Annotated in this window: 14 protein-coding genes; 11 read left to right on the plus strand and 3 right to left on the minus strand. The window is 50.0% G+C overall.

The features are described 5' to 3' along the window. Positions 1–92 precede the first annotated feature (92 nt). The 11 genes from HYT76_05465 to HYT76_05515 all read left to right on the plus strand — a co-directional run bounded on the left by HYT76_05465 (position 93) and on the right by HYT76_05515 (position 10,192). Complete coding sequence (locus HYT76_05465; protein ID MBI2082999.1) at positions 93–1,880, plus strand: hypothetical protein; 1,788 nt, start codon at positions 93–95, stop codon at positions 1,878–1,880. Positions 1,881–2,086: 206 nt separating this feature from the next. Next, positions 2,087–2,575 (plus strand): hypothetical protein, encoded by a 489-nt coding sequence (locus HYT76_05470; protein ID MBI2083000.1) that lies wholly within the window; start codon positions 2,087–2,089, stop codon positions 2,573–2,575. Between the two features lie 31 nt (positions 2,576–2,606). After that, positions 2,607–3,683 carry a prephenate dehydratase gene (pheA, locus tag HYT76_05475; protein ID MBI2083001.1) on the plus strand — a complete coding sequence of 359 codons (1,077 nt, stop codon included), beginning with the start codon at positions 2,607–2,609 and terminating at the stop codon, positions 3,681–3,683. Continuing rightward, complete coding sequence (locus HYT76_05480) at positions 3,680–4,555, plus strand: prephenate dehydrogenase (protein ID MBI2083002.1); 876 nt, start codon at positions 3,680–3,682, stop codon at positions 4,553–4,555. The genes pheA and HYT76_05480 overlap by 4 nt, the downstream gene beginning before the upstream one ends. Continuing rightward, the gene (gene aroA / locus HYT76_05485; GenBank protein MBI2083003.1) at positions 4,527–5,789 is read left to right on the plus strand and encodes a 3-phosphoshikimate 1-carboxyvinyltransferase; all 1,263 of its coding nucleotides are present in this window, start codon (positions 4,527–4,529) and stop codon (positions 5,787–5,789) included. The genes HYT76_05480 and aroA overlap by 29 nt, the downstream gene beginning before the upstream one ends. Positions 5,790–5,862: 73 nt before the next feature. Then, positions 5,863–7,452 (plus strand): 30S ribosomal protein S1, encoded by a 1,590-nt coding sequence (locus HYT76_05490; GenBank protein ID MBI2083004.1) that lies wholly within the window; start codon positions 5,863–5,865, stop codon positions 7,450–7,452. Further along, complete coding sequence (sppA, locus tag HYT76_05495) at positions 7,449–8,270, plus strand: signal peptide peptidase SppA (protein ID MBI2083005.1); 822 nt, start codon at positions 7,449–7,451, stop codon at positions 8,268–8,270. The genes HYT76_05490 and sppA overlap by 4 nt, the downstream gene beginning before the upstream one ends. An 11-nt stretch (positions 8,271–8,281) precedes the next feature. After that, the gene (locus tag HYT76_05500; GenBank protein ID MBI2083006.1) at positions 8,282–8,569 is read left to right on the plus strand and encodes an integration host factor subunit beta; all 288 of its coding nucleotides are present in this window, start codon (positions 8,282–8,284) and stop codon (positions 8,567–8,569) included. 5 nt (positions 8,570–8,574) lie between these two features. Continuing rightward, positions 8,575–9,528 (plus strand): class II fructose-bisphosphatase, encoded by a 954-nt coding sequence (gene glpX / locus HYT76_05505; protein ID MBI2083007.1) that lies wholly within the window; start codon positions 8,575–8,577, stop codon positions 9,526–9,528. 14 nt (positions 9,529–9,542) lie between these two features. Beyond that, complete coding sequence (locus HYT76_05510; GenBank protein MBI2083008.1) at positions 9,543–9,962, plus strand: SRPBCC family protein; 420 nt, start codon at positions 9,543–9,545, stop codon at positions 9,960–9,962. Next, positions 9,962–10,192 (plus strand): hypothetical protein, encoded by a 231-nt coding sequence (locus HYT76_05515; protein MBI2083009.1) that lies wholly within the window; start codon positions 9,962–9,964, stop codon positions 10,190–10,192. Before HYT76_05510 ends, HYT76_05515 begins: the two co-directional genes overlap by 1 nt. Here the strand turns inward: HYT76_05515 and HYT76_05520 are convergent. From HYT76_05520 to HYT76_05530, 3 genes are read right to left on the minus strand one after another with little or no spacing between them, the layout of a single operon-like run. Next, positions 10,182–11,447: a VWA domain-containing protein gene (locus HYT76_05520; protein MBI2083010.1), complete on the minus strand. Its 1,266-nt coding sequence runs from the start codon at positions 11,445–11,447 to the stop codon at positions 10,182–10,184. The genes HYT76_05515 and HYT76_05520 overlap by 11 nt on opposite strands. 20 nt (positions 11,448–11,467) lie before the next feature. After that, entirely contained in the window at positions 11,468–13,423 is a 1,956-nt protein-coding gene (gene shc / locus HYT76_05525; GenBank protein MBI2083011.1) for a squalene--hopene cyclase, read from the minus strand. An 18-nt stretch (positions 13,424–13,441) separates the two neighbouring features. Beyond that, complete coding sequence (locus HYT76_05530) at positions 13,442–13,648, minus strand: hypothetical protein (GenBank protein MBI2083012.1); 207 nt, start codon at positions 13,646–13,648, stop codon at positions 13,442–13,444. Positions 13,649–13,712 lie beyond the last annotated feature (64 nt).

A 13,712-nucleotide genomic window follows, 5' to 3' on the forward strand; every position in this document is an offset into this window, starting at 1 on the left:
AAACATTTTTACCACTTCAACCTGTTTTCTCTTGACTCATCGTAATTTCTGGATAGGTTCCTTGTCCAAACTAAAAAAAGGGAGGGTTTTCTATGAAGATCAAACATCTGCTTCCGCTTCTTGTAATCATCTCGTCCCCCATTTATCTTGGGATCGGGAGTTGTGGTGGTGGAACAAACCTGGCCGATGAAGTGGCAAAAGAGATTGGTATCTGCTTTGGTCGTGTCATCGATCGGTCGACACGCTCCGGTATTGCGGATGCGACGGTTGAAATTTATGCCGGTTCCGTCCAGACCGAGAAGGATAATACAACGAAAAAACAAAAAGAGACCAATTTCGTCGCTAAAACGACAACAGGAACGGATGATGCCGACACAACCCTCTTTAATGAGGCGGGGATGTTTCGGTTTGAAAATCTCCCGACAGATACCGGTGGAACTGGATTTCGTGTACGTGTCGGGGCGACCAACTATGCAACATTAGAGGCCACCTGTGTCTTTTCCGGTGCCTCTCAGGATAACACCCCATTGGCAGAAGATATGGGGGATCTGGCCTTGGCGAGAGGGATCAGTCTCTCAGTGAACTTGATGAACAACGGTATCGCTGTTGCGACCTGTCCAATTTATGCATTCCCGACTGCTGCAACCTCTACAGTTGATGACGGTGGTGGAACGGGAACATTTTCTGTTCTGGGAGGGGTTGAAATTTCCGGCACCACAGATGCAAACGGAGCTGTAACCTTGAGTGGTTTGAATCCGCTCCTGGATTATACGATCGTTGCCCCTGCCTGCGATAACAACAGTGACAACGTCTATGATTTCTCAACAGCAGTAGCGGCCTATGACAGTGCGATCGATAGCAGTACGACGATCCAGATCGAGGCGAATCCTGTCGGTCGGAATGAGGCGCTTGCGTTGGTTGATCTGAACGCGACGGTTATTACCGATACGGCTGTTGCCGGCTTTCCGGTCACTGATCTTGTTACCGATGTTTTCAGTGAAGGAACCGCAACAACTGTACTTGGAGGAATTAACGACCTCTTGGGTATCAGTACCAGCCAAAACATTGTCCTTGTTTTCAACTTCCCGGTCAGTATCGCGAGCAGTCCGGGGATTGGATTGGACTTTACGAATAACTTGATCGCCTTGGCCGGTGTCACCGGTTTCCCATTGCCTGGTTCAGTGGATGCAACCTGTACACTCAGCGCTGGGGACACGGTTCTGACCTGTGACCCTGCAGCTGATCTCACGACGAATGAGATTTATACCTTCTCAGGAACGGTTGCCGCAAATGAGCCATTCGGAACGAATGGAACCACGGCGAATGAGATTCTTAACCTGAGTGACCTCGATGATGATGGAACACTTGATGGTGGTTTCTATGTCTATAATTCGGGGTCGGGAGGTATTTCGAGCACATCGTCGTTTACAGCTGACAACTACGATGGGGTTACCAATGCGACTGGAACGGTGGATGGTGTCTATCTTGAATTCCCCGAGTTTGTTTATGGGACCTGGGAGGTGATTTCGGTCGTCCGGGCAGGGACAAGTGTGAGCCTTGTCGGTGCTGGTTGCCGTGGGACCCTCCACACCACCTCGGCCTTTCTCTTTGAAGGGAATGATCCCGACACAGCGGGTGTTATTACAGGTACCGCTAGTGACGGAACTGAGGCGGCCGGACAGGGTTCCGCGGTTGTCTACCGCGTTCCTTTGATTGCCGCTGCTGCTTGTGATACGGCGGATGTCGCAGGGGATGGTGGAACGGATGTTGACATGAATAACAATTTCACGGGTACAGCTAACACCGTCACCCTCTTCATTGATGCGACCGACGTCGAAGGAAACCGTCGGCAGGGTGAGTTTACGCTGGCAATACAATAACGCCCCCACCGGTTAATTCCTGAATTTCAGATACCCCCCTCTTACACTAAGAGGGGGGTATCTTTTTGAGGGGGATATTCCCCGCAACTGGTCAGATCCCACGCCGATTGTTGGTTTGAAAAGGGGGCCATCTGGATTCAACCAGTCTCTCAAATCTCTGTTGGAATGGTCATCTCTCCGAGGATTGGAGTCGGAAGACATTTGAAATGGACCGCTTCGGTTTTGCCGCATCCACAACCATTTCAGTCGTCAGTTTTCTGGGGTGGCGCGGGATGAAGAGACATCAGGCGGCTATTCAAAATAGGGTGGATGCCTGGCCAGGACTCTCTTTGGCCGAAAAACTTCGCCATCCCCTCTGGAAACATTTGCGAACAATCACCGGGATCAGTTGTGGGGTGACGTTGTTATTTTCGGGATATTTTTTGGGTCAGCTTTTGGTTCTTCAGGATCATCTGAAACCAAATTCCAGCTTAGGAAAGACCTATCTGGAAGGATTTACACCTCTTTGGGCACTTTCCACTTCCTTTTGGTTTCTCGTGAAATTTGTACCTTTCCTGAATCGGTCGACCGGCAACTCAGTTCGACTTGGTTTAGGTCTGACATCGCAGTTTTCAGGAGTCCTAACCGCCTTTGGACTTGGTATCTGGACTATTTCGAATCTAAAAGAGAGTTGTCGGGGGAAAACTTTCCTTTGATTTTTCTCTCACACCTCCCTATTTATCAGTAATGTCCAAAAAAGAAATCGATCGACTCCGCCGTCAAATCGACCTTCTCGATCGAAAAATTCTTTCTACTCTTAATGATAGGGCGAAGGTTGCCTTGAAGATCGGCAGGCTGAAGGCCTCGCGTCAGGAGGAGCTTTACACCCCCTCCCGCGAAAAAATCCTGATTGACCGTCTCAAAAAGCGAAACAAGGGTCCTTTTCCGTCCCATGCCCTCCAGACGGTCTATCGAGAGATCATCTCGGCATCCAGGTCTTTGAACGCCCCGATGAAGGTGGCCTACCTCGGTCCCGAGGCGACATTTACGCATATGGCAGCGATCAAACATTTCGGGCGCTCCTGTGAAATGATCCCTGTCGTGTCGATTCCACGGGTCTTTGAGGAGGTCGAGAATAACCGTGCGCATTGTGGTGTTGTCGGGATTGAAAACTCGACAGAAGGGGTGGTAGGGGCAACACTCGATCGCTTCCTCGATTCTCCACTAAAAATTATCGCGGAGGTGACGTTACCGATTACCCATAATTTCTTAAGTCATTCCGGAACGCTTCGAGGGATCCGAAAGATCTATTCCCATCCGCAGGCATTTGGTCAATGCCGCTCCTGGCTTGAGGACCATTTCCCCAGTACACCGCTCGTTGAGACCGAAAGCACCTCACAGGCGGCGGCAAGGGCTGCCGAGGAGCCAAATGCCGGTGCGATTGCGAGTGAAGAGGCGGCCTTGATCTACCGTCTCAAAATCGTCCAGCGCCATATCGAAGACAATCCGAACAACATGACCCGCTTTCTTATTCTCGGCAGGAAAAGCCCGGGACGGACAGGGCATGACAAGACATCGATCCTTTTTTCCGTAAAAGACGAGGTCGGGATCCTCTTCCGGATGTTGAAGCCTTTTTATCAGGCGGGAATCAACCTGACCAAGATCGAATCACGCCCCTTAAAGAAAAAAGTCTGGGAGTATATCTTCTTCCTCGATATGGATGGGCATCTGGAGGAGAAGAGGATTGCGACGGCGATTCGTGAGCTTTCGAGACACTGTCTTTTTGTAAAAGTGTTGGGTTCGTATCCGAAAGCAACGTCGTGAAAATCTGCTCTCGAGTCATCATCATCGGTTGCGGTCAGATCGGGGCCTCGATCGGGCTCAACTTGGTCGCTAGAAAGTTAGCCGATCGGGTGATCGGGATTGACACCAATAAAGAGAATCTCTCTCAGGCATTGAAACGAAGAGCTGTCGATAAAATTTTTCCTCTAAAAAAAGCCCCTGATCTTTTCAAATTAAAACTTTCCGAACAAGATCTTATGATTCTTTCCACGCCTGTTCTGACGATTCAAAAATATCTTGAAATCCTTCCACGAGGACCGCTGCTTATGGATGTCGGGAGCACGAAACGTCACAGTGTCGCCATTGCAAAGAAAAGAAGACTCCGTTTCGTGGGAGCTCATCCGATGGCGGGGACGGAGAAGGAAGGGGCGGAGGCGGCAAATAAAGATCTCTTTCGAGGTCACGTCTGTCTCATCACGCCAGTCAATGGGGTTAAAAGAAGCGATGAAAAAACAATCAGACAAATTTGGGAAAAAATGGGAAGTCGCGTCTTCTCTCTTGATTCGGCCTTGCATGATACCCTCCTCGCCTTTATTTCCCATCTCCCTCATCTGGTTGCCTTTAGTCTGATGGAGGTGGCCGGCAGAAAAATTCCGTTAAAGGAGATTGCCCGCTATTTGGGAGGTGGATTTCGCGATACAACCCGGATTGCCGCGAGTTCCGCGGAGATGTGGGCCGATATTTTTCTGGATAATCCGAAAATTCTTGAGGCGACAGACCGTTTTCGTGAGACCCTCTCGAGGTTTCAATCAATGATTCGAAAGAAAAAACGGGGGGGACTTCGAAAGCGGCTGCAAGAGATTTCGTGGATGAGGAAGAAACTTGATGTCTCAGCTAATCGTTCAACCCGCTAAGATTCTTGAGGGGGAGGTCAAGCTCCCCGGTGACAAATCGATTTCACATCGGGCGATCATCTTCGGGGCGCTTTCACACGGAAAAACAGTGATACGGAACCTTTTGGAGGGAGATGATGTCTTAAGGACAATTCAGATCTTCAGGGATCTCGGGGTTCGTATCGAAAAAAATGGGGATCGCTGGGTTGTCCATGGGAAGGGGGCTGAGGGGCTCAAGAGATCGCCGACCCCGCTTTACTGCGGGAATTCCGGGACCACGATGCGTCTCATGACCGGTCTCTTGGCGGCGCTCCCTTTTGAATCGGTCTTGACGGGGGATGCCTCACTCGATCGCCGGCCGATGGGTCGTGTGATCGTTCCCCTTTCCAAAATGGGGGCGAGGATCTTTGAGGAATGGCAGGAGGGGCGGCGTTTTATCCATGTTTGGGGGACAAAACTGAAGGCGATCCGGTATCGGCTTCCGGTCCCTTCGGCCCAGGTCAAGTCGGCGCTGCTTTTGGCCGGTCTTGTTGCCGAGGTATCGGTTCAGGTCCGGGAGCCGATCAAGACGAGGGATCATACGGAAAGGATGCTAAAACTCTTTCGGGATCGCCGAGGCAAAAATCTCATAATCCCCGGTGATCCCTCATCCGCCGCTTTTTTTGTTGTGGCGGGTCTTATTCACTCAAATCCAAAGAGTCATCTTCTGATTAAAAATCTCTTGTTGAATCCAACCCGGATCGGATTTTTAAAAGTTTTGGGCAAGATGGGGGGGGAGATAAAAATTCAGAGGCAGGGGACAATGGCCGGAGAACTGACAGGAAATCTGACTGTTTCCCCAAGCTGCTTAAGGGCGGTTTCTCTCGGGGGGGAACTGGTTCCCAGTTTGATTGACGAGGTGCCGATCCTTGCCGTCGCTGCCTCAAGGGCGGGGGGGAAGAGTCGCTTTCGCGATATGAAAGAGTTGCGTATCAAGGAGAGCGATCGGATCAGTTCCATCGCCTCCGAATTCCCAAAATTTGGGGTCAAGGTAGTTGAGAAAAAAAACGGTTTTGAGATCAAAGGCACCGATCGGGTTCAAGGCGGTATCGGGGAGAGTTATGGGGATCACCGGATTGCGATGTCGCTCGCGATCCTTGGGACGGCCGCCTCGGCAGAGAGCCTGATAAATGACGTTGATTGTATACAGACCTCTTTCCCGAGCTTTATTTCAACGCTAAGAAAAATTGGTGGTAACGTCCATCAAGTTCGCTGAACCCCACTCATAACCCATTGAACAAAAAAGCAAATTGACATTCCCCACCTACTTGTACTACACGCACTCACCGATGGTCACACACGAAGATTTTGCAAGCCTTTTAGAAAAAAGCTTTACCAAGTCCCTTCCGCAGGAGGGGGATGTGATAAAGGGCAAGGTCGTTGCGATTACCAAAGATTTTGCCTTGATCGACTTTGGGTATAAGCAAGAGGGGCAGATCCCGATCTCCGAGTTTCGGACCGGTCCGTCTGAACTTTCTGTCAAGATTGGCGATGAGGTTGAGGCGTATCTCGATGTACTGGAATCTCCCGAGGGGTGTGTATTTCTCTCGAAAGAGAAGGCGGCGACATTCAAGGTTTGGGACAAACTCCAGGAGGCCTTTGACCAGGATGGTTTTGTGGAAGGGGTGGTGGTTTCAAAGGTCAAGGGAGGGCTGTCTGTTGATATCGGGGTGAAGGCGTTTCTCCCTGCCTCTCAGATCGATGTCCGTCCTCCGGGAAATCTCGATCGTCTGCTCGGGAAAAATTTTAAGCTCAAAATCCTGAAACTGAACAAGAAGAAAGGAAATATCATCGTTTCGAGAAGGGCCCTGCTTGAGAAGAATCGTGAATTTGCAAAACAGGAAATTTTGGGAAATCTTTCGGAGGGGGAGGCGGTCACTGGAAGTGTGAAGAATCTGACCGACTACGGCGCTTTTATTGATCTGGGCGGATTGGATGGGCTTCTCCATATTACCGATATGAGTTGGTCCCGGGTGGGACATCCGAGTGAGATTTTAAGTGTCGGTCAAGAGATCCAGGTGAAGATTTTAAAGATCGATGGGGAGACTGGACGGGTTTCTTTGGGGCTTAAGCAGTTGACCGCTGATCCGTGGGAGAAGGTTCCTGAAAAATATCCGATCGGATCACAGGCCCGGGGACGTGTCGTGAATGTGACGGACTACGGCGCTTTTGTTGAGCTCGAAGAGGGGATTGAAGGCCTCGTGCATGTCTCCGAGATGAGTTGGTCGCGGAAGATCAAACATCCCTCAAAAGTTGTCTCTGTCGGAGACTTTGTCGATGCCGTTATCCTTGATCTGGATCGAGAGGCGCACAAGATTTCCCTTGGCATGAAACAGATCTCCAAAAACCCATGGGAGACAGCTGCTGAAAAATTTGCTGTTGGGACGAAGGTAAAAGGCTCTGTCCGCAATATCGCTGATTTTGGTCTTTTTATCGGTCTCCTGCCGGAGCTCGATGGTCTCATTCATGTTTCGGATCTCTTTTGGGTACGGAATGCACGTCCGTTGACCGAGATCTATCACAAGGGGGATGAGATCGAGGCGATTGTTTTAAACCTTGATAAGGAAAACGAAAGACTGGCCCTCGGTATCAAGCAGCTTACAGAAGATCCATGGACCAGAATCAAAAAAAATTATGCCATTGGAACGCGTTGTGAGGGGACAGTCCTCTGGGCCGCCTCGAAGATGATTGCTGTCGGCTTGGAAGAAGGGGTTGAGGCGCTTCTTGATTTTTCAAAAGAAGAAGAAGGCCTTGAGGCGAAAGTCGGGGATAAAATTTCAGTTGTGATCCATTCCCTCGATGAAAGAGACCGAAAAGTTCTTGTAGGTCCGTACGTTGAGGAAGAATCCTCCAAGGGGAAGAGCAAAAAGAAAAAATGAAGCGATGGTTTTTTGTCTTTGTCCTGCTGGCAGGTCTGGCGGCTCTTTTGTTGGCCAGATCTCCATCAGGAAATCTTGCTGTGGTGAAGATCGAGGGGGGGATTTTTGAATCCGATCCTACGTTGCGCCAATTTGAAGATCTAAAAAAATCAGAGGAAGTCAAAGCGGTCGTCTTGAGAATCGAATCGCCCGGGGGGAGCATCGGAGCGTCTCAGGAGATTCATGATGGGGTTGAGGATCTGAAGAAAGTGAAGACTGTCGTCGCTTCCTTGGGAAGTGTCGCTGCCTCGGGAGGGTATTATGTCGCGCTTCCAAGCCACAAGATTGTTGCGAATCCCGGGACAATTACGGGAAGTATCGGTGTCCGTATGGAGTATCTGAATGTGGAAAACCTTCTAAACTTCGTCAAGGTGCATCAAGAGACCTTGAAGAGCGGTCGATGGAAAGATGTTGGTTCCCCGACGCGTCCCATGGATGCGGAAGAGAGGGCCTTTCTGGAAACGATCTTGAAGAAACTTCATGACCAGTTTAAAAAGACAGTTGCCTCTCATCGCGGACTTTCAGCTGAACAGGTGGGTGAGTTGGCCCAAGGCCAAATTTTCACCGGGGAAGAGGCAAAAGAAAAAGGGCTTGTTGATGAGTTGGGAAATCTGCAGACCGCTATTCAAACAGCCGCCTCTCTTGCCGGTCTTGAAAAACCTGAGATCTTCTATCCTGAAAAAGAATATAAAGGTTTTCTTGAGTGGATTTTTGGACGGGCCGGGACAGCCGTCAGGAAAATGTTTATTGATGTTCCAAGGGTGCAGTTTTTTTATTAGGAGGGATTGCCATGACAAAGAGTGAACTGGTACAGAAACTGATCGATAAGGCCTCCCATATTTCCCAGAAGGATATGGAGAGGATCGTCAATTCCATATTTGACATGATGTCCGATGCGCTTTGTCAGGGAAACCGGATCGAGCTGCGTGGATTCGGGACATTTGAAGTCAGAAAGCGCGAGCCGCGTGAGGGAAGAAACCCAAAATCCGGTTCCAAGGTGATGTTGGGCCTCCGAAAAACCCCTTTTTTCAAGGCAGGAAAAGAGTTAAAAGAGATCATTAATAATCATAAAGGATAATAATCATGGACAGAAATCTGGCATTGGAGGCGGTCAGGGCGACAGAGGCGGCGGCGCTCAACTCCGCTCGGCTGATGGGACGTGGAGACAATAATGCCGCGGATCAGGCAGCGGTGGACGGGATGCGTCGTGCCTTGAACTCAATTGCATTTCAAGGGACCGTCGTGATCGGAGAGGGGGAACGCGATGAGGCGCCGATGTTGTATATCGGAGAAAAGGTCGGATTGGGAAACGGCCCTCATGTCGATATTGCGCTGGATCCTCTCGAAGGAACCAATCTGACGGCAAAAGGAGAACCCAACTCGATCTCTGTGATGGCTTTTGCGGCGCGTGGTTGTTTCCTGCATGCCCCTGATACCTACATGCAGAAAATTGCAGTGGGACCTATGGCCAAGGGGGTCATTGATATCCGGCAGAGTGCCACCTGGAATCTCCAGCAGATTGCGAAGAAGAAGGGATGTGAGGTCGAAGATCTGACTGTAGTTATTCTGGAGCGTCCACGCCACGAGGATTTGGTCTGTGAGGTGCGCAAGGCGGGGACCCGGATCAAATTAATTTCTGATGGTGATGTCTCTGCCGCGTTAGCGACCTGCTGGAAGGAGAGCGGCATTGATGTCTTGATGGGGGTTGGGGGGGCTCCGGAGGGGGTTATTTCTGCCGCTGCGCTGAAGTGTCTTCATGGGGATATCCAGGGGATTTTGAAACCGAGAAACCAGGAGGAGATTTCAAGGATGAAGCGGATGGGAATCACCGATCTGAATCATGTCTACACGCTCGAAGAACTTGCGGCAGGCGAGGTGATGTTTGCCGCGACCGGTGTCACGACAGGCGATTTTCTGAAGGGGGTCCGGTTTTTTGGGGGAGGGGCTGAAACCCATTCTGTCGTGATGAGATCGAAGTCCGGGACTATACGGTTTATTGAGGCGAGACATTATTTTGACACGAAACCGGTGTATTAATTTTTATGCCACAGGTGACCGAATCCATTATCATCAACGTCTCCCCGAAAGTGATCTACGAAGTAGCGCTCGATTTTGAGAAGTACCCTGAGTTCCTCTCTGATGTGAAACAGGCGACCATCCAAAACGGCAAGGGGAAGTCGTTAATCGTTGATTTTGATATCAAGGTCATCAAATCGATCCAATACACGCTCAAGGTGACGGGAAATCCGTATAAAAGTATTCAATGGGATCTGATCAAGGGGGAGCTCTTCAAGAAAAATAGCGGGGGATGGGTGTTCAAGGAGGAGGGGAAGGGGAAGACAGAGGCGACCTATACAGTGGATATCGATTTCGGTCTTTTTGTCCCCTCAATGATTACCTCGAAATTGATCGGTTCGAATCTCCCCTCGATGATGAAGAAATTTAAAGAGCGTGCCGAAAGTCTCGCCTGATGGGTACCCTTAAAAAAATTATCCGAACCGGTCTTGGCGCCGCCCTGATGACGGAAGAAGGGGTCCGGACGGCACTCACCAATCAGGCCAAACAACGAAAAGCGGATCTGGAGAATATCATCGCGCGCGAGGTTGGAAAATTCCTGCAGCGGATTAATATCCACCAGGAGATTCGCAAGGCGCTTGAAGGGCTCACGATCGAGGTGAAGATCAAGGGGTCTAGAAATTAGACCGGCGAATCACTTCGTAGCGGATTCCTTTTCGTGTTGCGGCATCCCTCACCTTCACAACAGAATTATCCCCTGTGCCTTGGGGACAATATTGCTCTAGGCCTTTTATAAAAAAACAGGCTGATTCGTCGTCGGTGATGGCAATAATGACCTTACCAACTTCGTTTAGGGTTGAAAAGGATTCAGTGTTCATGAGTGCTATTGAGGTGTCCCACGTATATTCAGGACCGGCAGCTGGCTTGGTTTCTATGATCTCTATAGCCTGCTCAATTGCAGTTTTCATTGCTGTTAATTCAGCGCTATCAGACAATTCAGAGATTTCGGAATCCGGTTTAAGATGTTTTAAAGGAAAACCAGCCCCCATATAGATCCATAGCGCGAATGTGACATGTCCCCCTTCAATGACCTGGCTTTGGCCATGCTCCATGATTTGGTCTATCAGGTCCCGAATCTTTTTGGCGTACGGGAGCATGCTTCCGGAACGGTCAATCAGGAGGGCGATTTGGTAGTGGTCTTTCTTTTCTCTGAGGGTTAAGTGATCTAAAAGCTGTTGTCCAAATTGGGTCAGACGTCTTCTATTATCTGGTTCCTCGGCCTCTATGACACGTCCTTGATAGAGACTTGCCGGAAGCTGCTCCAACGGTGTCATCGATTCTCCATCAGAATCCCCTTTATCTGACCCGTTCGGCTCCCCCTCCTCAGCCGCCTGAGGTGCATCACCCTCCTCGCCCAGTGGGGCATTTGACGACAACGGCCCTCCAAAATTGGCCTTCGGGGCAGTGATCTTTGGGGTTCCCCTGTTTGAACGAGAGGGATGCTGAGGAGCTTTCTTTTGCGAGTCGACAACCAACTCCGGCCCTTTATTTCTTGTCGGTTTCGGAGATGTCCCTTCGTTGCCCGGTGGTAGAAAAGGAGGGGGTTCTTTTGGCAACGGAGTTTGAGGTTCCGGTGATACGAACTCAACTTCAATCACCTGAGGTTCTTCAGGCTTCTTTGTCAGTCGGGTAAAGAGTTTGAGGAGGCCGATGTGGAGAAGAATGGAGGCGCCGACGTAAGGGTAAAACCGTCGAGGTTTTCCTCGAGAAAGAACTGCCGCAAAGAGGGTCAAGCTTCCGGAGAGTGAGAATGAGGGGGCTGCAAATTTTTCCCACGACCTTTCCCTCTCTGCTCCCCCACTCCTTGTTAAGGAGAAGGGGGGCGGGGGGTGAGTTGGTAAAAGTCGACAGTCTACTTTTGATCGAAAATCGATAGTCATCGGTCCTTATATCGTTTAAATCAGCGGAATTGTTGTGAGTATCTTCCCAATGCAAGCAGTGGAAAATACTGTTGATACCCATGATACCGGATGTAAAAATGCCCCGGAAATCCGGTACCGGTGAAATGTCGCTCCTCCCATCGTCCGTTTGCATCCTGAGAATTGATCAAGAATTCAACACCGCGGCGAATTTCTTCGGTGTATAAATCTCCCCCCGCGGCGATGAGACCTAACAATGCCCAAGCGGTCTGAGAGGGGAGGGAGAGTCCCAATGGAACATAGTGCCCTTCTCGATCCGAGAGGCATGACTCGCCCCAACCCCCATCCGGATTCTGGATCGATTTGAGCCAATGGACCGCCTTCCGTATCCGCAGATCGTTTTTTGAGATTCCAATCGCTGTGAGACCGACAAGGACGGCCCAGGTGCCGTAGATAAAATTGACCCCCCAGCGTCCACGCCAGGAACCATCTGGTTCTTGGGTCTTGAGGAGGAAATTAAGTGCTCGTTTTAAATCCCCCCCCAACCCCCCTCTTTGCAAAAGAGGGGGGCGAAGGGGGGAGATTTTTCTAAGATCAGCCAACAATTCCAAAACACGTGCCGTGATATCGGGTGTCGAAGGGTCAAGACAGGCGCCATGATCGGAGAAGGGGATCCTGTTGACCCACGATGAAACGTTGTTCTTATCAAATGCACCCCAACCGCCATTTTTTGATTGCATCGAGAGGAGCCATTGGAGGCCGCGTTCAATCGCCGGTCTCTTCTCTTGTGTCGGAAGATCGACCGTTCCAAGAAACCGGAGGATCTCAATCGTATCATCAACATCGGGAAAATAATCGTTTTGAAACTCAAACGACCATCCGCCGGGCAGGGCGTCTCGATTTTTTTGAGACCAGTCCCCTTTAAGATTGGTGATCTGTTTTGAAATCAGATAACGAGCCGCCTTAAGCAACTGTGGATCATCCTTTTGTAGGCCGGATTCGAGTAGGGTTCGGGCGACCCATGGGGTGTCCCAAAGGGGGGAGATACAGCATTGTTGATGGATAAATCCCCCCCCAACCCCCCTCTTTGGCAAAGAGGGGGGCGAAGGGGGGAGATTTTCTTTTTGCCGAAATCTCTTCAATCCCCCCAGTGCCTTCTGAATCGTCGGATCTGAAAGGGGATACCCGAGCGCCTTGATCGCTAGCGCCGCATACGCCATTGCGGGATAAATATCTTCAGTCCGTTCGATATGCTCACGAATCCATTTTTCAGCAAGTTGCTCGGCCTTCTTTTTCCCAGGATGCCAGGGAAGTTTTTCTGCATATTTAAGGAGGCGATCGAGAAAAAAGAAAATCCCCCCCTCGATCCCCCTCTTTGACAAAGAGGGGGAAGGGGGAGATTTTAATTCGTCGAGGCTGAATGGAATTTCTATCACCGGTTTCCTGTCCAGGATAATCAAGAGAGGCACAATCGACGCGCGTGCCCAGCTAGAAAACTCATAGATGGAAAAGCCAGACCAGAGAGGGAGCTGCATGAGCCAAAGAGGCATCGAGGGGCATTCGATCCAGGGGACAAGGCCGAAAAGGGCGAGATGGATCTTTGTAAAAACCCGAACCTGAGAAATCCCTCCAAGCTCACAGATCTTTTCACGCGCCTTTTTGAGAGAGGGGTGATCCGGTGGAAATCCGGCGAGTCGAAGGGAAAAATAACACTCGACCGTTATGGAGAGATCGGGAGGACCGTCAAAGAAAAGCGCCCAGCTTCCGTCAGTACGTTGCAGAGAAAGGATTCTTTGCGACAATCCCCCCTCGATTTCCCGATCGACAGCTCCCAACCAATGCATGAGTTGGATCAGACCGGCCCCAATCGACTCATTCGCCTCCAGTGTGTACCACCAATAACCTTCAGGCTGTTGATCTTTGAGCAATGCATCCCGCGCACGACTGATCGCAAGAACCAAAGGATCAAGATCTTCTTTTTGAGCTGGTTGTTGCATGAAAATCAGCGGAAATAATTAGCAGGTAGGGAGGGGGTGCTCAACCCAATTCATCAGCTGGGTTGACTGCCCGAGCAATTTATTCGCGAGGTCCCATTCCTGATCATCCAGGTAAATTCCAGATTCAATCAGGAGCGTGTTAAATTTCTTCCCACCGATCTGATTCAAGGCAATTTCTATACAGAGTTTTCTGAGGAGTCTTTCCTGAGGGGTCATCTCGATCATGAGAGAGTAATTATATTATTAAAAAATTAGTTAAAGTAAGTCAATAGGTATATAATTTAATATA

Source organism: Deltaproteobacteria bacterium (genome assembly GCA_016180845.1).
Lineage (GTDB): Bacteria > UBA10199 > UBA10199 > JACPAL01 > JACPAL01 > JACPAK01.